Origin of the sequence: Paenibacillus sp. ACRSA (genome assembly GCF_022346845.1) — a bacterium.
Taxonomy (GTDB): Bacteria; Bacillota; Bacilli; order Paenibacillales; family Paenibacillaceae; genus Paenibacillus.
In genome coordinates this window covers 51,400-74,599 of the sequence record NZ_JAKRNP010000008.1, presented here as the reverse complement: position 1 = coordinate 74,599, position 23,200 = coordinate 51,400, and the positions used below count along the sequence as shown (strand labels likewise).

The 23,200-nt window shown below is 45.6% G+C and carries 19 protein-coding genes; 8 read left to right on the top strand and 11 right to left on the bottom strand.

Annotated elements, in window-relative coordinates; translation table 11 throughout:
- Nucleotides 1–148: 148 nt before the first annotated feature.
- Together MH215_RS21095 and MH215_RS21090 are read right to left on the bottom strand one after the other, a co-directional pair.
- Complete coding sequence (locus tag MH215_RS21095; protein ID WP_239293177.1) at nucleotides 149–1,492, bottom strand: transcriptional regulator; 1,344 nt, start codon at nucleotides 1,490–1,492, stop codon at nucleotides 149–151.
- A 383-nt stretch (nucleotides 1,493–1,875) separates the two neighbouring features.
- Nucleotides 1,876–2,091 carry a hypothetical protein gene (locus MH215_RS21090; protein WP_239293176.1) on the bottom strand — a complete coding sequence of 72 codons (216 nt, stop codon included), beginning with the start codon at nucleotides 2,089–2,091 and terminating at the stop codon, nucleotides 1,876–1,878.
- 366 nt (nucleotides 2,092–2,457) lie between these two features.
- Here MH215_RS21090 and MH215_RS21085 point away from each other — a divergent pair, with 366 nt between their 5' ends.
- On the top strand, nucleotides 2,458–3,840 hold the full coding sequence (locus MH215_RS21085; protein WP_239293175.1) for a transcriptional regulator: 1,383 nt from the start codon (nucleotides 2,458–2,460) through the stop codon (nucleotides 3,838–3,840).
- Between the two features lie 426 nt (nucleotides 3,841–4,266).
- Here the strand turns inward: MH215_RS21085 and fni are convergent, their stop codons facing one another.
- The 9 genes from fni to MH215_RS21040 all read right to left on the bottom strand — a co-directional run bounded on the left by fni (nucleotide 4,267) and on the right by MH215_RS21040 (nucleotide 15,104).
- Nucleotides 4,267–5,334: a type 2 isopentenyl-diphosphate Delta-isomerase gene (gene fni, locus MH215_RS21080; RefSeq protein ID WP_239293174.1), complete on the bottom strand. Its 1,068-nt coding sequence runs from the start codon at nucleotides 5,332–5,334 to the stop codon at nucleotides 4,267–4,269.
- A 479-nt stretch (nucleotides 5,335–5,813) separates the two neighbouring features.
- Nucleotides 5,814–7,298, bottom strand: a complete 1,485-nt coding sequence (locus tag MH215_RS21075; RefSeq protein WP_239293173.1) for a phytoene desaturase family protein — start codon at nucleotides 7,296–7,298, stop codon at nucleotides 5,814–5,816.
- On the bottom strand, nucleotides 7,295–8,455 hold the full coding sequence (locus MH215_RS21070; protein WP_239293172.1) for a glycosyltransferase family 2 protein: 1,161 nt from the start codon (nucleotides 8,453–8,455) through the stop codon (nucleotides 7,295–7,297). The genes MH215_RS21075 and MH215_RS21070 overlap by 4 nt, the downstream gene beginning before the upstream one ends.
- Nucleotides 8,452–9,219 carry a lysophospholipid acyltransferase family protein gene (locus MH215_RS21065; protein WP_239293171.1) on the bottom strand — a complete coding sequence of 256 codons (768 nt, stop codon included), beginning with the start codon at nucleotides 9,217–9,219 and terminating at the stop codon, nucleotides 8,452–8,454. The genes MH215_RS21070 and MH215_RS21065 overlap by 4 nt, the downstream gene beginning before the upstream one ends.
- Nucleotides 9,188–9,955, bottom strand: a complete 768-nt coding sequence (locus tag MH215_RS21060; RefSeq protein WP_239293170.1) for a carotenoid biosynthesis protein — start codon at nucleotides 9,953–9,955, stop codon at nucleotides 9,188–9,190. Before MH215_RS21060 ends, MH215_RS21065 begins: the two co-directional genes overlap by 32 nt.
- The gene (locus MH215_RS21055; RefSeq protein WP_239293169.1) at nucleotides 9,955–10,827 is read right to left on the bottom strand and encodes a phytoene/squalene synthase family protein; all 873 of its coding nucleotides are present in this window, start codon (nucleotides 10,825–10,827) and stop codon (nucleotides 9,955–9,957) included. The genes MH215_RS21060 and MH215_RS21055 overlap by 1 nt, the downstream gene beginning before the upstream one ends.
- Nucleotides 10,824–12,287: a phytoene desaturase family protein gene (locus MH215_RS21050; RefSeq protein WP_239293168.1), complete on the bottom strand. Its 1,464-nt coding sequence runs from the start codon at nucleotides 12,285–12,287 to the stop codon at nucleotides 10,824–10,826. Before MH215_RS21050 ends, MH215_RS21055 begins: the two co-directional genes overlap by 4 nt.
- The gene (locus tag MH215_RS21045) at nucleotides 12,284–13,834 is read right to left on the bottom strand and encodes a phytoene desaturase family protein (protein WP_239293167.1); all 1,551 of its coding nucleotides are present in this window, start codon (nucleotides 13,832–13,834) and stop codon (nucleotides 12,284–12,286) included. The genes MH215_RS21050 and MH215_RS21045 overlap by 4 nt, the downstream gene beginning before the upstream one ends.
- A gap of 337 nt (nucleotides 13,835–14,171) precedes the next feature.
- Nucleotides 14,172–15,104 (bottom strand): MerR family transcriptional regulator, encoded by a 933-nt coding sequence (locus MH215_RS21040; protein ID WP_239293166.1) that lies wholly within the window; start codon nucleotides 15,102–15,104, stop codon nucleotides 14,172–14,174.
- A 271-nt stretch (nucleotides 15,105–15,375) separates the two neighbouring features.
- Between MH215_RS21040 and MH215_RS21035 the strand changes: the two genes are divergently transcribed.
- From MH215_RS21035 to MH215_RS21005, 7 genes are all read left to right on the top strand, one after another.
- Complete coding sequence (locus MH215_RS21035; protein WP_481857466.1) at nucleotides 15,376–16,893, top strand: phospholipase D family protein; 1,518 nt, start codon at nucleotides 15,376–15,378, stop codon at nucleotides 16,891–16,893.
- Nucleotides 16,894–17,041: 148 nt separating this feature from the next.
- Nucleotides 17,042–17,665 (top strand): TetR/AcrR family transcriptional regulator, encoded by a 624-nt coding sequence (locus MH215_RS21030; protein ID WP_239293165.1) that lies wholly within the window; start codon nucleotides 17,042–17,044, stop codon nucleotides 17,663–17,665.
- Nucleotides 17,662–18,006, top strand: coding sequence for a DMT family transporter (locus tag MH215_RS21025; RefSeq protein WP_239293164.1), 345 nt, complete (start codon nucleotides 17,662–17,664; stop codon nucleotides 18,004–18,006). The genes MH215_RS21030 and MH215_RS21025 overlap by 4 nt, the downstream gene beginning before the upstream one ends.
- A complete protein-coding gene (locus MH215_RS21020) occupies nucleotides 18,006–18,320 on the top strand; it encodes a DMT family transporter (protein WP_056702138.1) in 315 nt (104 codons plus the stop codon). Before MH215_RS21025 ends, MH215_RS21020 begins: the two co-directional genes overlap by 1 nt.
- A 178-nt stretch (nucleotides 18,321–18,498) precedes the next feature.
- Nucleotides 18,499–18,639: a hypothetical protein gene (locus tag MH215_RS21015; protein WP_239293163.1), complete on the top strand. Its 141-nt coding sequence runs from the start codon at nucleotides 18,499–18,501 to the stop codon at nucleotides 18,637–18,639.
- A 134-nt stretch (nucleotides 18,640–18,773) separates the two neighbouring features.
- Entirely contained in the window at nucleotides 18,774–19,721 is a 948-nt protein-coding gene (locus tag MH215_RS21010; RefSeq protein WP_239293162.1) for a TetR/AcrR family transcriptional regulator, read from the top strand.
- 36 nt (nucleotides 19,722–19,757) lie between these two features.
- A complete protein-coding gene (locus MH215_RS21005) occupies nucleotides 19,758–23,018 on the top strand; it encodes an efflux RND transporter permease subunit (RefSeq protein WP_239293161.1) in 3,261 nt (1,086 codons plus the stop codon).
- Nucleotides 23,019–23,200 lie beyond the last annotated feature (182 nt).

Below are 23,200 nucleotides of genomic sequence, written 5' to 3'. Positions count from 1 at the left end.
AACTTTTAGCTTCCCATTCCATGACCATTCGGTGTCATGATCACAGGAGGTGTTGTTTCAGGAGGTACTGGTTGAGTAGTCGGGATTAATATAGACACCGCCACACTACATGTAATTGCTATTAAAGCTAATTTTGATTTCATTTTCATCACACCTCGCAAATCAAATTTTTGTATTTCACTTTATCCTCTTCAGATGCACAATATCGAAATTCCTCGAACGTTTTGATGCAACTCAACATGCCGTCTTTATTCTTAATTGTAATAGCGAGCTCTAGACCTCGAAGGATAAAATGAATTCCTCTACTAAAGTCTCGATGAGTCAGATAATACGTCCCTACATCTGCTAGTAAATTGACATACTGGTCACTCGTATATTGTTCGCTAATTTTCCCAATGTCACTGACTTGCTCTCGGTACATAAAATAAGACTCGAATTGATCAAGAATGGAATGAATATTCATCTCAAATTGATTAGCTGCGGAGACCATTGCACACAAAGCAGGGAAAACTTCATTCTCTCTTGCTGAAATGTAGTTTAAATAGCTTGGTAACACTTCTGTCTTACCAGACATTAACTCATACAAATAGTAGTTACCCTCAGCCCATTCCTCAAACTGACGAATGATTCTTATTTCTTCATCACTCGGGTCATTAACCCAACTATGATCCTTGTATAAAAGGATATACTCCAGTCCCTCTTCATACTCTTTTTTATTGAAACAAACTTCACCAAGCGCCAAATAGGCGTATAGAACATAAAATATAACCTGCTTTTTAGTTCTAGTCTCTGTCGCTCTAGATATCTTCTTGAATTCATACTGAATAGTTGCCTTTACTTTCAATTGTTCAGCCAGGATCTCCACCTTGTCCCAACGTCGTAATGAAGCATAAACATTAATCAAGTCATTCAACCCATCCAACTGATAGGGTTCGTCGAGACGATCCACAAAAAATTCGAATTGGGTAGCTAGTGACAAGTTTTTTTGCTGATCTTTACCAAGTCCGATAGAGAACAAACGATACTGACTCAGAGCCAATCGTTCGGAGTGCTGCATCTTCTCACTCTCGGCCACACAGAAATAAAGGGGTTTAGCCGCTTCTAGCCTCCCTTCTGCATATAGTTGTTCAGCCAACTCGAATAAGAGAGGGGCGTAGGAAATATTATCCATTAATAGTTTAACGGTCGCTTCGATACACTCCACTCTACCGAGTTCGGCACAACGTTTAAGAAAAGGGCCTATTCTCCGCCAATCAGGATTCGTATTAACAAAACACTCATTTATGTATAAATCGTAGAAATATCCCTCAGGTAATCCCATCCCTGCAGTGAGTCGATCTAATTGCTGAACTCCTATGGGACGTTGCCCGCTCAACGTACTACTGAGTGTGCCTGAATTAATACCTGATAATTCGGAAAAAGAGTTCAGTGTCATATGTTTACTCTTAAGATAATCTTCGAAATGGTCGCGGATTGTGGTAATTGAGTTCAAGAGAACACCACCTTTCAATAAGAAATTAGGCAACGGTCAATAAAAATTATACATTATTTTTACATTTAATATCAATATTTACTTGTAAATTATTACCTTTATTCAGAAGTATGAATATACTCTGACTTCCTTGAGATCAAAATTACGTTGACTTGACCTGTCACTGTCTATCTCATAGATCAGAGTAATGGAATCTCATTTAAAATTTGCACATAAAAAAATGCAATCAAGCCTCAGGCTTAATCACATCTTTTTTTCATTTACTATGTAGTTTAATTCTTTAATTACCGCAAGTAGCAACCTAGACCAAGGTTATATATCACGTAATAGTTCAGCCATCCAATCACTGATCTCTTGCTCACATTCAACATTGCCTAAGAATACTAATGAACCGTTTGAATGAGCTTGCCCTCGTAATTAAGATCAAGCATCGCAAACAGATAACTAATCCGCTCAACGCCTTGCTGCTCTAAAAGCTCCGCTACTGGATCAATAATGAAGGAAAATCTACGTTTAATTCTTTTTGATTTTGCACTAAGATAGCAGTCTACAATGTCAACGTTTCCCTTTTCAACAAACAGCCTTAAAGCATCTTTCATGTAATCTTCCTCAAAGATAATGTTATCATTTGCGATAAACTAAACAGGGCATTTCATACATCAACATTAGAATGCTTGATCGACTTCAGGATCAGTATGTTAGCCCAAACTGTTTTACATGTTAATCTATCTTACAAATTTTATCACTCCCAAGTAGGGTATTTACCGTTCCAATGTACTTCTGAAATGTGAGTTATTTCCCATTATCATAGTCATTAAGAACAAAATTCTAAAATCCTTACTCATCCAAGAAAAATCCATATTATTTGTAAAATTTTTGTGCGATTTTATTGACCGTTGTTTATTTATAACATATCATTCATTTAAACAGGAAATATATGGTTTATTCAAAAAGGTGGTGTTTCCTTGAATCCAATAACGACAATACGCGAACATCTAGATAACTACTTAAAGAAAGAACAGATGACGCTCAATCATTTTTCAGAGTTATCAGGAGTTAATTCAGGAACATTGAGCAGTACAATAAACGGGCTACGTCCCATCGGTATGCGGCAGTTAGATCAAATAACTATTGGGATGGGACTACCTGAGGGCCATTTTTACGACTTATACATAAATGAGTGTATTATACATTCAAATCCCGATTGGCGACGTCTTAAGCCATTTCTGTATCGTTGTGCCGAACTCGGTAGAGTCGACTGTATAGAAGCAGCTACTATGCTATTAATGGATAACCTTTCCTACATTCCGCTTTTATTCGAGACTGCTGAACAACTGTACACTGCTGAAAAGTTCAAAGCAGCTTTACCTATTTATTGTTGCATAGTAGAAAGCGAGAAAATGCAACATTCGGAACGCTTAGCATTAAGCCAATATCGCATATTTACCATTAGTCTTTCTAAAGATCAAACGAAAAATCTATCTCTGGCAACGCAATTTGAAGTCTTTGTTGACCGAATGGACGAGTCTTATCAGCTCGACGGATTAAACGACTTGATTAATGTTTTTGGTTCATTACGTCAATGGGATCATGTGTTGAAATTGAGCGAAAAGTTAAAATTAAGAGCAACGATACATTATGAATTACATGGTAGCTCGAAACCTGTAGGCGTAACAAAGGAAAGTATATTCTACATCCTATACTCTTATCTAGCGATGGGCACTGCACATTTTTATCTTGAGAATTACAAACAAGCTTTGGAGTATGTCGCAAAGTACAGCGAACACGGTTGGGTGGTTTCTCCTAACAAAGCGGAAGAAAAGGTTATGCAACAGTTTCAGGAGTGGGCAGAGGCTAACCGTTATATGTATCTCCTACGGGATGGGCAAGTGCATGTGCTACCAAAATACGTTGAGTACATTTCGACCAGGCAAAATGAAGTATTCCCGGCTTTATGTGAGATAGTTGTTGCGGCTAATGAGTTTCTGTTAGATATTGATCACATTCTTGTAGATTACGAACACCTCCTATTTTACCAAGAACAGATTAGTCGAATCGGAAAAATCAGCAGTCAGCTTACAGGTGATCGCTATGGGCGTTTACTCATGGGAATAGGAGCATATTACCTGAAAAAAGGTGATTACGAAAAAGGATTTTCATTCTTACTGGGGAGCATCACATCTTCCCTCGAAATTAGTAATGGTTTTTGTTTACTTAAATGTGTGGGCATATTTGAAACTTATCGAAAATATGCATCTGACACAGTCATTTCGCAATACCAAAATTTAATCGGTGAGGTGCAAAATCTCAATGAGAAAAAAATTAATTTTGCTTATAGCGACATTTAGTATTGCTACTGTAATTACTGCTCCTGCTACAATCCAAGCATGTGGAGAAACGCCGCCACCTGCAGTAAACATGACTACAAATAGTCACGGATTCGGAAGTTAACAACGTATAAAAGCCATTGAGGCATTGTCAGTAGGCGTACCTTTACGGGTTACGCTTATGGCAATGTCTCTTTTCTTTTATTATATTCTGGTAAAAAAGGGACGAATCTAGCCAATAACTCAATCTGATCGCCTATACAAAAACACCTCCAAGGCTTGCCTCATATCTTACGACATGGCTGCATTATCTTGAAGGTGTATTAATTGTCCCACATTATAGAGTCGGTTACTCCGGCTAAATCACATCTTTGAGCTTGGGGCTCAGCCCCTTCAGGACATAAAGCCAAATCCCATTAAGACAGAACCCCATACCTCACTAACATCCTATCGCCTCTGAATAAGCCTCGAGGTACCACGCAACTCATCAACAGTCCCAGCACCAATGCCGAACATCACGGTGCGTAACTCGAACTCAACCTGCTCTAACCGCTGGCTTAGCGCTTCATCAGAAGCCACCGCTGATTCAAGCAGCGAGCGACCAAATCCGGCTAGGTCAGCACCAAGTGCGATTGCTTTAGCCGCATCGACTCCGCTATGCAGCCCACCGCTGCCGATGAGCGCGCCGGCTGGATTCAGCGTACGCACCTCGCGGATGCAATCCGCTGTTGGAATGCCCCAGTCTGCGAAGGCTTCTGCTGCCGCACGTCGTACCGGATTGGTATTCCGATATTTCTCGACCTGCACCCAGCTCGTACCGCCCGCACCTGCTACATCCACGAAGGCTGCACCTGCTGCATATAACCTCTGTGCCATCTCGCCATCCATGCCGAAGCCTACTTCCTTCACACCGACGGGCACACCCAGCTTCGCGCACAGCTCCTCGATTCGATGTAACAGTCCACTGAAGTCGGTGTTGCCCTCAGGCTGGAAAATCTCCTGCAAGCTGTTCAGATGCAGCACAAGCATGTCGGCACCCGCAATGTCCACAGCACGCTGGAAGTCAGCGGTGGTGAAACCATAATTCAGTTGCACTGCGCCTAGGTTGGCGATGACCGGGATATCTGGTGCCCAGCGCCGTACTTCGAAGGTATGTGCTAGTTCGGGCTGTTCCACGGCAGCCCGAATTGAACCTACACCGAGCGCCCAGCCTCTGGCGTTCGCTACACGCGCCAGCCGCTCATTGATGGCGCCGGTTGTTTCGCTTCCGCCCGTCATCGAACTGATGAGCAAGGGTGTACGTACTTTTTTTCCAATAAAGGCTGTCTCTAGACTTACCTCGTCAAAGTTCAATTCAGGCAGTGGATTATGACGAAACGCATACCGCTCCATCCCACTGGTTATCCCTTCCCCTGCCACATTCTCCTCAAGACAGAGGCGCACATGTTCCAGCTTCCGTTCGCCTGTAGCTACTTCAGGAAGAAGTCTTTTGCCAGCTCGCTCTTGTTCGTTCATGATGAGACCCCCTTATGTGAGAATTGCGTTGATCGACAGGATAACCTGCCCACTTTCCTACTTCTATATAAATTAAACTATCGTTATTTACACTGACCACTCCGATGACAGAACAACCCTCCGATCGCTGTTATCCCCAGATTTTTCTGATTCCTTTTTCCAAAGGGAAAATCCGGGGATAAAGGCATATGCTTCCGATGTAGCTTTCTTGCAGAAAGCTTTCAGGCGAACGCTTCGCTTCTTCACGTTATTTCTGTCCTCTCCGCTCTTGTGTAAATGTCTAGTTCAATCTATAAACTCATTGTTCCATTGCATTTATATGTATCGTACAAACGCTCTCGTTTGAAACGTATCGGTTCAGCCGTTGTAGACGCTATTTGGCATCAACTCTACCAGTATACCGTTCCATACTTACGAATGAAAGGTTGCCCCGAAACACAATGAATTGTACGTTTGAATTCCGGGGAGTTCTTCCGTCTTTATCTTCTGCTCATCTCAGAGGCAATCTGTTCTCCAACCAACTGACCAGACAACGTTACGATGGGTGTTCCACCACCCGGATGTGTTGTTCCGCCAACATACCACAGTCCACGTACATCCTTGCTCCGATTACCTGGTCTTGCAAAGGTCTGCTTCACCGAGTTGGACGAAATGCCATAGATAGAGCCTTGATGCGCAAGCGTGTCCTGTTCAATCTGCTTAGGCGTATAACGAATGAGAACGTCCGATTGCCTCAGTCCCGTAATACCCCGAGCATTCAATTGATCTAACACAAACTCGCCATACCGATCCATCTGCTCATCCCAGTTCCACGCATCCGATAAATAGGGAGCATTCACGAGAATGAACAGATTGCTTGCACCTACAGGTGCTCTGCTCGCTTCCGAATAACCGGAATAACAGATATAAATCGTTGGATCGGTTGGCATTTGGCGATTATGGAAAATGTCCTTAAACTCCGGTTCATACTGCTCTGGGAAAAATACCGTATGATGCAGTAATGCATCATACTGCCTGCGTACACCTGCCAGTGTAACAAAACCGGAAATGGAAGGCTCATATTTTGCAATACGGGCATCCGTCATTTGTTTACGATATTTAGGTTCGACCAGTAACCGATTAACGCTTAGCACATCTCCATTAGCAACCACCTGATCTGCTTCCCGGAAGCCTTGATCCGTATCTACCCCGACCACCTGTCCATTCCGAACAACAATCTGCCGAACCTGAGTCCCGGTAACGATCTGAACGCCTTTTTCCTGTGCCAGCTTCACCATACCTGCAATTAATTGATAGGTTCCACCTTCGACGCCGTAGATCCCCACATCTGCTTCGACATGACCCATCATCGCAAAGATTGAGGGTGCTTGATAAGGTGATGATCCAACATAGGTCGCGTAACGACCAATCATCGCTAACGTATGTGGATGCTTGAAGTAGGTTCGAAGCAGCGTATCCAGCTTAACCGTTGGACGTACCCTTAGCAGACTGCGCAGCATCTGCAAGTTATATTTCTCTTTGGGCGAGATGAGCAGTTTACCGAGAAAATGTTGATTCGCTTCCGCATAGAGTGCAGCCGACTCATTCATAAAAGCATCATACCGGAGTGCATCTTCTGGACTATATACCGCAATCTGCTCCTTCATCCACTGCCGATCCCGAGACAGATCCACCACCGTACCATCTGCAAAAACATTACGTGTACGCGGCTCTAACTCATACAGTCGCACATAATTCTCCATCTCAACACCTGCATGCTCAAAGACCGAGCGAAATGAAGATGGCATCGTAATCGTACTTGGGCCGCGGTCAAAATGGTATCCGTCCTTCTCAATCTGCTGCAGCTTCCCTCCGGCCTGCTGTTGGCGTTCCAGAATGGTCACCTGCACGCCTTGGGAAGCCAGTCGAATAGCACAGGATAAGCCACCGAACCCTGCGCCAATAATGATGATGCTTCTCTTCAATTATACCGCCTGCCTTTCCATACATACCCTTTGCCGGAGCGCCCTGCCCGCCACGAAGCAACGCCAATTGCTATAACGCAGGCCATGCTAATCGGTTGCAGGAGTGCAAGCCACCAAGGCTGTCCCCCGGCATAGTCCGCAACTCTTTTTACCGCCATGCCCAGCAGAATTCCTGTGAGCCCATACATAAGAGTGGTCATATCGCCAGTGAACACACCAAAGATTACTCCGAGCGGCGGTAACAGATACATGAGCGTATACATCAACAACGTACCCAGTAGGAGTGCATCCTTGCGCCCTAAGCCTTCATACATATTTTTCTTATACCCATTCCACACTTCTGAGCCATTCTGATACATTCGGGTTGTGGTCAACTCATGCACATCAGCCAGTGTAACCGGATGACCTGCACGTTTTACCGCCTTAGCGAGGCTCATATCATCTACCAGATGCGCTTGAATGGCAGCATGTCCTCCGGATGCCTCATAGCTGGAACGATGGATCAGCAGGAAGGCTCCTGTAGCAGCAACGAAGAGCGGGCTGGAAGACCTGCGTATCATAAAAATAGGCAGATGACTAACAATGGTGAACACCATCATTGGTACGACAAGCTTCTCCATCCATGTCTGAGTGACCTGGTAAGGGAAACCTGTCACTAAACCTCCATCTTGCTCTACTCCTGCGGCAAGTGTCTGCCGAATGGCAGTAGGCTTCAGTCGTACATCCGCATCGACAAACATATACCACTGCCCCGCCGCCTCTTGAACCAGCCGGTGACAAGCATGAGATTTCCCCATCCAACCTGGAGGCAGATCAACGCCCTGTAATAGACGCACACGTGAATCTTGACTTGCTATCCGCTGAATGATCTCAGCCGTATCATCTTCAGAGCGGTCATCTAGAACCAACACTTCCATGCGGAAGCCAGACGTATCACTCGCAAGCACACTTTCCAGACAGCCTTGAATATGCAGTGTTTCATTACGTGCTGGAATCAGCACAGAGACGAGAAGTTCATTGTCTGGGGCGGAACGCAGGATACGCTGGGCATCCAATGAACGAACCTTAGGCAGGCAGGATAGATTCCATATCGCAAACAGCAATTGCACGCCTAATACCCCATTGAGAACAATCCAACCTATTTCAGATGCAGTCATCGCTTACGGCTCACCTGCTTCCGTGCGGCATCGTATTTTTCACTCGTGGAAGAACGATGACGAATCAGCGGAATCGCTTCCTGCAATTGACCTAGGGCGCTGTTCATCAGTTCTGTTTTGTGATCATCTAACTGCTGTTCTAACACCGATCGAAGTTTGGCAGCAATCTCTTCACTTTTCCAAGCATGCCAGTTTTCAAAGATTGGCAGACCTGCACGCATAGAGATTTCCGGTAAATCATGCTGAACCATGCCATGACACAGAGTCACGGGTACAGCAATGGCCTCTGGCGAGCGCCGAAGCAGCAACCCAATTCCCGGACGGAATTGGATCGGTCTTATGTCTTGATGCAGAATCTCACCTTGCGGAAAGATCCATACTCTTTTGCCTGCGTTCAGAAGTTCTGACGTGTATTGCATAGACTCACGGATCGCCGATGCACTCTCCCTGTTGATGGAATAAGCACCTAGCTTCCGAAAAAAAGCAAACCGCTGTAATTGCTGTTCTTCCATCATAACGTAGTGATCGCCTACCGAGGTCTGCTGCGTTGCATGATAGAGCAGCAGACCATCCCACCAGGAACTGTGATTCATAAAATAGATCACGGGTCTCTTCGGCTCGATCTTCATCTCATAGCCGGGAACCCGGTGCGGTTCAAGCGAGCCTGAGAGTGTAAACGAACGAAAACGCCGTCGCAGTAAATAATAGTGGTTATACCGTGAGAACACGTGGTTAAACGATTTGGACTTTGCGGCGCGAATCATACAGCCAGCTCCCTTCTGCCAGAAGCACGCCAGCAAGTGCAATCACGAAGCTACCTGTAATACCTTCTTTCAGTGCGAGCACACCGAACAGAAGGATGAACAATTGATATAACCACTTGGCACGTAGCAGTGAGCTTCGGTCGCTAGGCATAGCCGGAAGAAATAGAGAAAGAAATGCGCCCATGATAAACCAACTGACAAAATTCGTCCACGGAACCCCATAGAGACCACCGGGTGCCTCCCAATGCCAGAAGCCACGAGCATGAGCAACAGGATCTAGCACAAAGTCCATTAATACGGCCCAAAAGCCCGTTTTAATTGCACGCACCCACTTGCTTCTCCAAGTTGAACCACCTCCACTCAGCAACGCCGAGTTGCCGACGACAGCAATCCACGCAAAACCGAGTGTAACAGGTACGCTAAATAAATGAATACCAAAAAAGTCAGAGTAAGAATACGCTCCAAATGGCCACTCGGTGTGAACGCCCAGCCATTCAATGCCCATTCCTCCAAGCCAAATGATGAATGAGGCCAGCCAGAGACTTGGTTCTTTCCAAATGACTGACCGGTCGGACATTCCAGTTCGGTACCGTCCCTTGTAGATTAGATCTAGCACATATAGCGCATAGAAGATTAAGAATAATCCATTCGAAAAGGATAGAACATCAGGCACACCAATCGTAAGCATCAGTACAGCGCCGATCGCATACCACACCCAATATAAACCTTGAATCATTAGGAAACCGCCGTTCGGGAAGCTTGAAATGCCAGCATTGGATATCGCTTCACAATCGCACCCAGCATCTCCAGTTTCAGTTCATCGGTAACATAAGCACGTTTTGAATATACATCATAGTCATTACGCTCCACCGCATGTAAGATCGTTGAATAAAATGCAGCAGCCAGTTCAATCGCAAATGCACTATCTACCGGATACGTATCAAGACGATCCATCCCTACGCGGAACCAGTCCAGTGCTGCGACCTTCAATTCATGAACGATCGCGATCCAGCGTTCGTCAATCACACCATTTTGCCAATCAAGCTCCGTATATCCATGCTTCTCCATCACTTCGAGCGGAACATAACGTCGTGCTCTTGCCCGATCTTCGCCCACATCCCGAATAATATTGACGATCTGCATGCCTTTGCCCAGAGCAATTCCGTTGACAGCCACTTCTGCACCATTATCATCACGTAGTACAGGCAGCAACATCTCGCCTACCGTTCCGGCAACAAGATAACAATAATGCTCCAATTCCTTCATGGTTGTGTAATGCGTAACTTCCAGATCCGTGAGCTGTCCTTCCATTTGACGGAAAAACGGTCCTTTATCCAGATGTGGAAAGCTTGCAAATAACCATCTCAGCGCTGGCCATATGAAATGTCCTTCCGCTTCATCCAGTTGTGTAAACAAATCATGAATCTCATGGATGGTATATGCCGATTGTTCCGGCTCATCCACGCTATCATCAATCATGCGACAGAACGCATAAATGACATACACTGCTTCACGACGCGGACTGGGAAGGCCTTTAAAGGCTTGATAAAAAGAAGTCGAACCTTTCTTCATCAACTCTTCGCACCTGCTCAAAATTGCTTCGTTCATGTTCCCATCTCCTTCATGAGTTGATTTACAGCCATACGCGCACCCTGCATCACGATCGGCACTCCGCCACCTGGATGTACTGATGCTCCCGCAGCATATAGCCCCTTAATTGCAGGAAACGGCTTAGGTTGTGGTCGATATACCCCGGATTGGAACAGAACCGGCGCAATACCGAAGCTTCCACCGCCATATAGTCCATCGCGCTCTGCATCTGCTGGCGTTCTTACTTTTTTCCATTGGATGGCAGCACGCAGTCCCGGGAACCCACGTTGTTCTGCTTCTTCAAGCACACGCTCTACGAGTAGTTCACCTTCCTGTGACCAATCCACGCCTTCCGCATCCGGTACTGGAATGAGGAAATATAATACGCTCTGACCTGGAGGTGCAGCTGTCTCATCTAATGCAGCCGGGTTAAACACGTAGAATGAGGACTTATCTGGAATTCGGCGTCGCTCGAACACTTCACGTAAACTCCCATCAAGGCTTGGAGGTAAGAAGAATTGATGTGTCGTAGCATCCTCCCATTTTTTGTCTACTCCTAGATAGATTAACACACATCCAGAAGAAGGACGATATGACTTGCGTTTGCGTGGTGCTTCAGGAATCTCTCCAAGTAATCTGGATAAGTGAGGAAAGTCACCATTGTAGATCACAGCGTCCATAGGCTCGAAGCCGTCTGCAGTTTCAATTCCTTCACATTTTCCTTGGTTAATCTGGAGTCCGGTCACTTCGGTGTTCAATACAATGCGTCCACCGCGCGCAATCAGTTCCTTTTCCAATATACCTGGCAGTGCGGCATAACCGCCTTTGACCATCCATATTCCATATTCGTGCTCCGCATAAGGTAACAACGAATAGATGCCAGGTGTCCCGAACGGTGACCCACCAATGTATAGGCTTTGTAGCGAATACGCGTCAAGTAGTTCCTCGTGTTCAAAATAATCGCCTACAGCCTTCCGCACACTTTTGTGTGCACGCAGTCTGCCCATCAACGACATGAGGGACGGAGTGAAGAAATCTCTTTTTCGAGGAAAAGCTCGCTCTAGAAATGCTGCACGTCCTGCCGGAAAGAGTGTATCCATATCCGTCATGAATCGGTTAAACCCTTTACTCTCACCAGGGAACAGACGCTCAATCTCTTCTGCCTGAAGTGAACGGCTGGTCATTTTGGTCATGACTCGACCACTGCTGTAATGAACCCTGTACAGGGGGTCACAGCGTAATAACTCTATCTTGGAACGATCTACACCCGCTTCTTCCAAAATGCCTAATAACATCTCTGGTAGAAGTACAATGGTTGGCCCTTGATCAATCCGATATTCTCCCTCTTGTTCAAATCCTATACGTCCACCAACGCGTGAACCGCGCTCATAAACCGTAACATCCCAACCTTGGCGATTCAGCAATAACGCTGACGTTAATCCTCCAATGCCTGCACCTATAATCGCCGCTCGCTTCATGAATGACCTCCAGCTTCTGCCGACTGTTGTACATAAGGGGTTGGGCGGGACTGTCTGCGTGCATCTTCTTCTTGAATAAGTCTCACGCTAATTCGTGCGGATTCAAAAATCGTAGGCAATCCGCTACCCGGATGCGTTCCACCACCGACGAGCCACACTTGCTTCAGCTCTTCGAATTGATTATGTGGTCGCAGATACATCATTTGACCCAGATTGTGAGCCATATTAAACGTTGCTCCGTTGTATACATCCAGTTCATTTGCCCAATCAAGCGGCGTAAACATCAACGATTCTTCAATGCGACTACGAATGTCTGCCAGCTGAGGAATCGCCTCCATCCGCTTCATCATCGCTTCGCGAACGTTCTCCCGTTCCTTCTCCCAATCAATGTCTCCTGTAAGGTTCGGAGTGGGCATAAGAACATAAATTGCAGATTTTCCTGCAGGAGCTAGCGTCGAATCGAGCTTGGAGGGGTTATGAATATATAGAGATGGATCAGCGGACAACACTTTGTGCTTCGTAATCTCGTCTACGTTAACTCGGTAATCGTCAGGGAAGTACACGGAATGATGCGGCAGATCGATGTCGCCATCTACACCGAGATACAGCATAGCTGTGGAACAGGAGTACTTTTTCTGTTTCATCTTCTCAGGTGTATATTTCTTAAGGACCCCTGGCTCGAACAGATTCGTTACAGCATGTGCGAAGTCTGCATTCACAACAACATGATCTGCTTCAATGCGTTCACCGTTCTCAAGCAATACACCTTCTGCACGACCATTGCGGACAATGACCTGATCTACGGGGCAGGATGTATGTATTCTTCCGCCGAACTCTGTGATCACATCAGCCATTGCATGGAACACACGGTTCACACCACCAATTGGATGATACAGTCCATACTGATGCTCTATAAACGATAAAATGGTGAATGTGCCAGGACAATCCCAGGCAGACATACCCAAGTATTTGGATTGAAAAGTAAATGCCCAACGCAGTCGCTCATCTGTAAAGTAACGTGATAAAATCCCGTACACGGTATTGTTGATATCCAGCTTAGGAAGAGCTGTTATCGCATCCTTGCGCAGATAGTCCGTCAACTTACCAAAGGGTCTACGAAGTAATGGCATCACTTTACCGAATTTCACTTCTTCATCTTGCATGAACCGATGATAATTATCTTCATTACCGGGAAAAAGTTCCTTAATCTGCGCGGCTGTTTGCTCGCGATCCCGAGAAGGCGTGAATACCTTATCACCAAAGTTTAGTGCATATAGCGGTGTCAGTTCCTTCATGTCTACATAATCGGATAGCTTGCGTCCAACGACATCGAACATTTCTTCAAGCAATTGAGGCATCATCAGAAACGTTGCACCTCGGTCAAACTTATATTCGCCGAGTTCGAGTCTGGAAGAACGTCCACCAATTACGGGTTGTTTCTCATAAACATCCACTTCGTATCCTTGACCGGATAACAACATGGCTGCTGCAAGCCCCCCTGGGCCTGCGCCAATGACAGCGGCACGTTTACGTTGCTGATTGGGCATTAAGCCACTCACCTTTCTTCATCTCGCTACTCTATTCTTATAGCTTCTAACCTACTATTAAACCATTCAACAACATTCTAAGCGGATAAAACACCAAACATTATACAAATATAATACAAATATTATACGACCTTGTAAACTGTACATTCTACACTTCCTGTTTAATGCACATAACATCGCATTGAATGCAAAAAAACACCCTTACCGCAGCTGCGTTCAAGGATGCTTATGATCAAGCTTATTTATGGAATATCGATACATATGACGCAAATTCACATAACTTGATCGTTTGAGCCATACATTAAACCTGTCCATTACAACATGTCGCTCTACTAAGTTAATACTGTAATCCTGGTGGCATATCAACCAAGTACTCCCGCTCTAACCAACCTTGCCATTCTGACGAATGCTCCGGCATAATCCAATCTGGATAGGTTGCTTGTTCGGCACGCTCATATCCTTTTCCTCCAAGGACAAAGCGCATGTGCGGGAATTCATCTTTAATCCGACTCACCAACTGATCACAACGCTCCATCAATCCTGGGCTCGTAATGGAGAGACAGACCAGCTTGATCTTCTGCTCACGAATAATTGGAAAGATGCCCTCTTCCGGCGTGTTGGCTCCAAGGTACAGCACCTCAGCTCCATTTTTACGCATAAACAGGGAGAATAGCAGCAACCCCACCTGATGATGCTCCCCTTCTGGACACAATGCTAGGACTTTGGGTAAGTGCGGATAGATCGGGAACAGATGGAAAAACTGATAAAACCGTTGTGAAATCAGTTGGGTCATGAAATGCTCTTGCGCTACAGAGGCTCTTCCCTGCTCCCAAGCATCACCAACCCGAACTAGAATGGGCACAAGTACATGATAGAACATCGAGTCGTAACCATACATCGTAAAGCCAAAATCAATCAGACCGTTGGCTCGTTCACCCTGGAATTGATATAGGGAGTCGTAAATTTGATCCGCAATCCGTTGGTACGATTCTTCCATGGTGGGAACAGGAGTCGTACTCGGGGTGGGAATGAATGGTTCCGCTGGCTTGGCTTTGTTCGCCTTCAACATCCGCACTGCTTCTGAAATATTGGTCTGATGTTGCTCAACCTGCTGTTTCAACCAGCGCAGATCTTCAACATTTTCATCTGTATATAACCGATAACCCGATTCCGTTCGTTCAGGAGTGACCGCGCTGTAACGATTTTCCCAAGCTCGGAGCGTTACCGTTGGAATGTCCAGCATGGCAGCGACCTGTTTGATGGAATACACTTTAGTCCCCACTCTCTTTCTTAAAATATCCAAATAAAACACGCTCTGAAATGCTTGCCGTGGCCTTTTCCGTCTCCGCCAGGTTCACATTTCGAGATTATATGAAATTTAAAACATTCTACAAAAATAATACACTCATTATACACAACAGCTACACCCCTGTCGATTCATCAAGACAATTTAGTAGCACCTGGCTTGTCCAATTTCTCTCCTATACCCAGTCCTGTGCGTCAACATTCATTGCAGCGTGGTAATAGTAGTCAGCTAACTTATGAAAGGGGGTCATTGCTTGTTTTCTTCTCGCCACACATCAACCAAATCCAAGGCATCCGGACGCCGCTTCCCATACATACGCGCAGCTCTAGGTCTGCTTATTCTATGGCTCATCGCAGTCATGCTCTATCAGACTTATAAACCGCTGCCATCAGGCATCTCCTATGAAAGTCCGGAGTATCGTACGGATCAAGTACAGTTTCTTCATGATCTGACGTACCCATCCGAAGATGGACTTATGGAACATGAACAGCAGATTTACCAACGTATGCTGCAGGTCGTTGAAGATGCTGAACAATTCGTTCTCGTGGATATGTTCTTATTTAATGATTATCAGCACGAAGGGCAACGATTCCCACCGATCAGTGCAGAATTCACAGATGCGATGATAGCCAAAAAGAACCAACATCCAGATATAGACATCTGGTTTATTACTGACGAAGTAAATACGAACTATAATTCAGCGCCGAACCCGCTATTTCAACAAATGAAACAAGCGGGAATTCACGTGGTCATCACCAATGTCGATCCACTCCGCGACTCTACGCCGGTATACTCGGCAGTGTGGCGTACCTTCTTCCAATGGTTCGGACAGTCCGGCAAAGGATGGATTCCTAACCTAATGGCAAGCGACGGCCCGGATGTTACCTTGCGGTCTTACCTAAAACTATTAAATGTAAAAGCCAATCATCGCAAAGTCGTCGTCAGTGAGAAGATAGCGATTGTATCTTCGGGCAATATCCATGACGCGAGCGCCTATCACTCCAACATTGCCTTTGAAGTCTCTGGCCCCATCATTGAGGATATCCTTCGCTCAGAACAGGCGGTATTAGACATTTCTGGGGGTGGAACTGTGCCCGTATATTCTCCCACTGCCAACGATTCGTCCGTGGATTCGAGCACTAACTCGAACGAGGGTGACCTGCGTATCCGCTATTTGACCGAAGGCAAAGTAAATGATGCAACCTTGCATGAGATTAACGCAGCCGAAAAGGGTGACGTGTTATGGATGGGCATGTTCTACATTGCCTCACCTAAAGTGCTGGATGCACTTCTCGCAGCGGCAGAGCGCGGAACAGAGATTCGGCTTATACTCGATCCAAACGAGAATGCGTTTGGTCAGGAGAAGATCGGCATTCCGAATCGGCCAGTAGCTGCTGAGCTACATGGCAAGTCAGACGGCAAAATCCAGATTCGTTGGTATAACACAACCAAGGAACAATACCATACCAAGATGATGTACATCGCCAAAGCAAGCGGTGATCACATCGTTATTGGCGGGTCGACCAATTTCACACCGCGAAACTTGAATGATTACAATTTGGAAAACGACCTCTGGGTTGCTGCCCCTCCAGATAATGAATTCACTCAAAATGTTGCGAATTATTTTGATCGTATTTGGAATAATGATGATGCTGAGTTTACATTGAATCTCGATGAATTTCAGGAGAAAACAACGTTCTTGAAAGGAATTTTGTATAAGCTTCAACTCATCTTGGGCTTTACGACCTTTTGATTCCTTTCCCAGAGGGATAGTGAGTTTAATCTAATACAGCTATAGTTGATCCGCCTGTGCGTTATCGTGCAGGCGGATTTTGATATCTTGACACGGGATGTAAAATGTGAAAATATAATTACCTAACGCCCGTTAGGAAGGTGATATTATGACTGCACATTCGATTCGGGATGCCGCGCTCTTTCATTTTGCTAGAGATGGATATGAAGGAGCATCACTGAGAGCCATCGCAGATGAAGTCGGGATTAAGAAACCGTCGATATATGCACATTTCAGCAACAAGGATGATTTATTTTTGCACACTCTCGCGTTCGCATTTCAGGAGGTACGGCGGCACACACTCGAATATTTCCGTGACCATGCGGATATACCACTAGAGCAACGGCTGAAGGGTCTACTATTCTGGTTTGAGGAAGAGTACCATGCCCATGCATCCGCACGTTTTATGCTGCGCAATTGTTATTATCCACCACTGAATCTCTATAGCGAAGTGATGGATCTTGTGTATCCGTTTCTAGATGGCATGGAACGCGCATTGATCAGGCTATTCGAGCGTGCAATACGTCATGGAGAACTACCGTCTGTTCCAGCAGAACAAGTAGCTATTGCGTTTATGACGTTCCTGGACGGTATTACGGTGGAGATTATTTATGGAAGCTCACGTCGATACAAACGACGCCTTGAAGCATCCTGGCCTGTTTTTTGGCATGGCATACATCATTTGAACGAAGAAGCACGAGCTATCGCGCTGGAAGGAGATTCACCATCATGAATCGTAACTGGTTATATGTTTTTATCGGAGGAATTATAGAAATTGTATGGGTGAGTGGGCTGAAGCACGCTTCTAATGCATTAGAATGGGCACTGACGGGGATCGCCATCGTCATTAGTTTTGGACTCATCATTGCCGCTTCCAAGAGACTGCCTGTCGGTACCGTATATGCTGTCTTCACAGGTATTGGTACAGCGGGTACTGTGCTAACGGAGATGGTGCTGTTCGGTGAGGAATTCCGACTCGCTAAAATGCTGCTGATCGGCTTATTGCTCTGCGGTGTCATTGGACTTAAACTGGTCACAGATCAGCAGCAGTCAACGAAAGAAGGTGCAGCATAATGGCATGGTTAGCAATCGTCGGTGCAGGCATCTGTGAAATTTTTGGCGTCATCGGTATCAATGGTGCTTCCTCCAAAAAAGGCTGGCCTTATATCGTGCTGATGTTGGTTTCATTTGTCTTCAGCTTCTCTCTTCTGTCCTACGCAATGACCTCCATTCCTATGGGTACAGCCTACGCTGTGTGGACAGGAATCGGTACAGTAGGCAGCACGCTGACAGGCATGTTCCTGTTCGGTGAACGCAAGGAAGCGAAGCGGCTCTTATTTATTGCGATGATTCTGGTCGCAGCTGTTGGTTTGAAATTAATTACGTAACGTATCCGGCAAGAACAAGTGATATTGCAATGTTAAACGATAATGAGCGATAACCGATTGTAATAAATTTAATATTTTACGTAAAATAACAGGCGACTTCATCAGGAAGTCGTCTTTTTGAGATATGATGATGGAAGTAGAAGATATCATTATTTCGAGAAAAGAGGAGGCTGATTGGATGAAGAAAATATGGAGACGTATTGGCGCATTCACAGGGTATACCTTCCTGATCTTATTAGCCGCGTTCTTCCTGTTCTCCCTCGTGGCGGTGATCCTGCTCGCCATTTATGATTTTCAGGGTGGAATATTACCTCATTAGGTACGTATTCCCCCTCTTCATTTCTTCCAAATTCCTCCCATTTGAATTTAACCTTCCAGATCGTTTATACTTGTTTTGACCTTGAAGTCAATCCGAGAACTCACAAGTTCCGCAACGAGGTGAATGTATCGTTAATGAACCCTATCCATGAAATGAATGAGAAGAAAAAGCTCATTATTACCACAGCCCTCAAGCTGTTTTCTGCCAAAGGCAGTGCTGCAACGTCCATGCAAGAGATTGCTGAACTATGCGGAATGTCTAAGGGTAGCCTCTACCTTATGTTTAAATCCAAAGAGGAATTAGAGTCCAGCACCTTGGAATATTGCATGTTTACACTCATTGATGAAATGACCCAGATTGAGCAAGAAGCTGGCCTCACATCAAGAGAACGTCTGCACAAGCAGATCGAAACACTGCTCATCCATGTATCCGAGCTGAGAGAATTTTTGCGTGTACAACTGCGCAGCATGATGATGGACGATGAACAGAAGCATCACGAACAATGCAACCCGCAGCACAAAGAGCTAGAGGTTCGCATTTTACATTGGTTCAAGGATAAGCTTGAGGCTCTGTATGGCCCCGAGATTGAACCATATATCATTGATTTGATGCTGCTTACGCAAGGTCTGTTTCTCTCCTACGTCAAAATTTGGTTCACGGAAATGCCCTCACTCACCGTTGCCAAAATGGCTGCCAACTTGCTTCGAACGATGGATTACGCGGCACATGGACTGCTGGAGCACAAGCCTGCGCCCTTAGTTATGTTAGATCACTGGCCAGCATGGACGCGTGAATTCAATGCAGATTCTACGGTCATGCGTCACCCGGTTCACATTATTAAACAGATGCAGGATATCATTACGTCGGATTTGCAACCAGGACAACTACGTACCGATGCGCTGGAAACCATCGCCATTCTAAAACGTGAGATGATGGAATTCACGCCAAGGCGCGCCATTATTCTGGGTATGATGCACAATCTAAATCACATTCCTGCCATTCAGCCATTGCACTCCGAGCTTCAGCACATTATGGATGCCATGTATAGCCGGTTTATCCAAGCTGACTCGTCAAACCAATAAAAAACAGGGAGAACAGAGAGGAGAAGAAACCACCGTATGAAAGGGATTATTAACTTTTCACTGAACAACAAGTTTGCGATCTGGATTCTAACCATCATCGTTTCCGCCACCGGTCTATACAGTGGACTAACGATGAAGCAGGAGACGATCCCAAACATCAACGTTCCATTTCTGGCCGTTACTGCTATTGATCCTGGTGCGGCACCAGAAGGAATTGTTGAGGATGTCACCAAACCACTAGAACAGACATTGAGGAACGTCGATGGGATTAAAACACTCACCTCTACCTCCATGGAGAATGCCTCTTCCATTACACTTGAATTCGATTATGGAACCGATCTAGACAATGCCACAGCAGCAGTTCGTGAAGCACTGAACGAAGTGCAACTGCCAGATGGCGTACAGAAACCGACCATTTCCAAATTCAGCATTAACTCATTCCCAGTTGTATCACTGAGCTTGTCCGATAAGGATGGCGGGGATCTGGAACAACTGACGAGACTCGCACAGAACGATATTCAGGCTGCACTTGAAGACATCGACGGTGTCGCTCAGGTACAAGTTTCCGGTCAATACGTTAGAGAGGTTCAACTTAAATTTGATCAGGACAAAATGAACGAACTGGGTCTGACGGAAGACACAGTCAAAGGCATCGTTCAAGGTTCCTCTGTCCGTGTACCTCTTGGATTGTTTGAACTGGATAAAGCACAAAAGGCTGTCGTTGTTGATGGTAATATCATTGATATTGATGACCTGAACAACCTCGCTATTCCGGTTATCCCAAGTGGTGCAGGCGCATCTGCAGGTAATGGTGCAGCTACTGCCCCACAAGGCACGGGAGCACCAACAGATGGCTCATCGGCTCAAGCTGGTGAAGCGGGCCAAGGTACAGCACCAGGGGCTGCACAAGGATCTGACCAGGCTGCTGGGCAAGCTGGTGGCGGTAACGCTGGCACTGGTAATCCTGCGGGCGCAGCTAATGCAGCACCTGGCATTCCAACGGTTAAATTAAGTGATATTGCGAAGATCGAAGTTATTGGTCAAGCAGAATCAATCTCTCGGACAGACGGTAAGGAATCCATCGGGATCTCTATCGTTAAGTCCAATGATGCCAATACAGTTGATGTAGTCAATGCTGTTAAGAAAAAAGCAGAAGAACTGCAATCCCAATTCAAAAACGCGGAGCTGACGGTCTTACTTGACCAAGGTAAACCTATCCAAGATTCCGTAAATACCATGTTGTACAAAGCGATGTTTGGTGCTTTGTTCGCCATTCTGATTATTCTGTTGTTCTTGCGTGATATTCGCTCTACGATCATTTCGGTTATTTCCATTCCGCTCTCCTTGCTCATTGCACTGACAGCGCTGAATGTAATGGACATCACGTTGAACATGATGACCCTCGGTGCCATGACGGTTGCTATTGGGCGGGTCGTGGATGACTCCATTGTTGTTATCGAGAATATCTATCGCCGTTTAACGCTCAAAGGAGAGAAATTAAAAGGTCGTGAATTGATCCGGGAAGCAACCCGTGAGATGTTCGTACCAATCCTTTCCTCTACCATTGTTACTATCGCCGTGTTCCTTCCACTCGCACTTGTGAGCGGTATGGTCGGTGAGTTGTTCTTGCCGTTTGCCTTGACGATGGTCTTTGCCCTACTGGCATCCCTTGTTGTTGCGGTAACGATCGTACCAATGCTAGCACACAGCTTGTTCCGCAAAGGAATCAAGAACAAGCAAAATCATGAAGAAAAACCAGGCAAGCTTGCGGATACGTACAAACGACTCTTGAACTGGACGTTGTCTCATAAACTTATTACGGTAAGTGTCGCTGTACTTGTATTGGTCGGTAGTTTATTCCTGTATCCGTTCATCGGAGCAAGCTTCCTGCCAGAGCAGCAAGATAAATATGTAATGGTTACGTATAGTCCAGAAACGGGAGCTCTGCGTGAAGATGTGGAAAAAGAGGCTCTTGTCGCTGAGAAGTGGCTGTTGCAGCAACCTGGTCTGGAGAAAATGCAATACTCCATCGGTGGCAGTAACCCACTGAGCAGCATGGGTGGAGGAAGCTCCAACTCTGCACTTTTCTATATTGAATACAACGAAGATACCAAAGAATTTACCCAAGTGAAGAAAGATCTTGTAGAAGGTTTGAAGAACGAAGTTACCGTAGGAACCTGGAACGAGCTTGATATGTCTGGGGGTCTGGGAGGCAGCAGTCTGAGCCTTTCCATCTATGGCGATAGTGTAGAACAGATCAAACCTGTCTCCGATGAGATTCTGAAGCTTGTACAAGCAGATACGGATTCATTCGAAAAAGCAGATACAACACTCTCTGATACCTACGGGCAATATACGCTTGTTGCAGATCAGGAGAAACTAAGTTCGCTTGGTTTGACTGCAGGTCAACTGGCTATGGCACTGAGCCCAGTGCGGGAACGCCCTGTGCTTACCGAAGTAGACATCGAGAATAAAACGTATAAAGTATATGTCGAAACGGACAAAAAGACGTTTAATAGCCTTTCAGAGATTGAAAACGAAACAGTCACTTCACCGCTCGGCATTGAAGTACCCATTAAAGATGTCGCTAAAGTGGAAGAAGGCACTTCACCGAACTCCATCATGCGTATTGATGGTAAGGTCGTTGTTCAGGTATCAGCTAACATTCTCGCTTCTAATGTAGCGCAAGCTTCACAGGACCTGCAGGCTAATATCGACAAAATCGATCTGCCAGATGGTGTGGAAGTGAAGTTTGGCGGTACGACTGAACAAATTAATGACACATTTACACAGCTGGGTCTGGCCATGTTGGCAGCCATCGCTATTGTATACTTTGTGCTCGTTGTTACATTTGGCGGCGGACTTGCGCCATTTGCCATCTTATTCTCCCTGCCGTTCACCGTTATCGGTATTATGGTAGGTCTGTTCGTAACAGGCGGTACAATCGACGTATCTGCCATGATGGGTGGACTGATGCTCATCGGAATCGTGGTCACGAATGCTATCGTCCTCATCGACCGCGTAATTCACAAGGAAAACGAAGGATTGTCTACTCGTGAAGCCTTGCTGGAAGCCGGAGCAACACGTCTTCGTCCAATTCTGATGACCGCTCTTGCTACCATTGGTGCATTGCTTCCACTCGTTACAGGGCTGGAAGAGAGCGCGGGGATTATCTCCAAAGGTCTCGGAATTACCGTTATCGGTGGTCTGATCAGCTCTACGCTGCTCACACTGGTGATCGTACCGATTGTGTATGAATTCCTGATGAAGTTCAAAAAGAAAAGAATCGAAGATTAAGTGGTCGCAAAGATAGACTCATGATCTAAGCTAGATTAACAATTCACACCCCTTGGGATGTATTGGAATGATTTTATATTCCAACATCAGACCAAGGGGTGTTTTTTTGTAGTTAGAGTATTTTTTGTAGTTAGAACGATGGCAAATTTGAATTATACGACAAAACAAACCACCCATTTTGA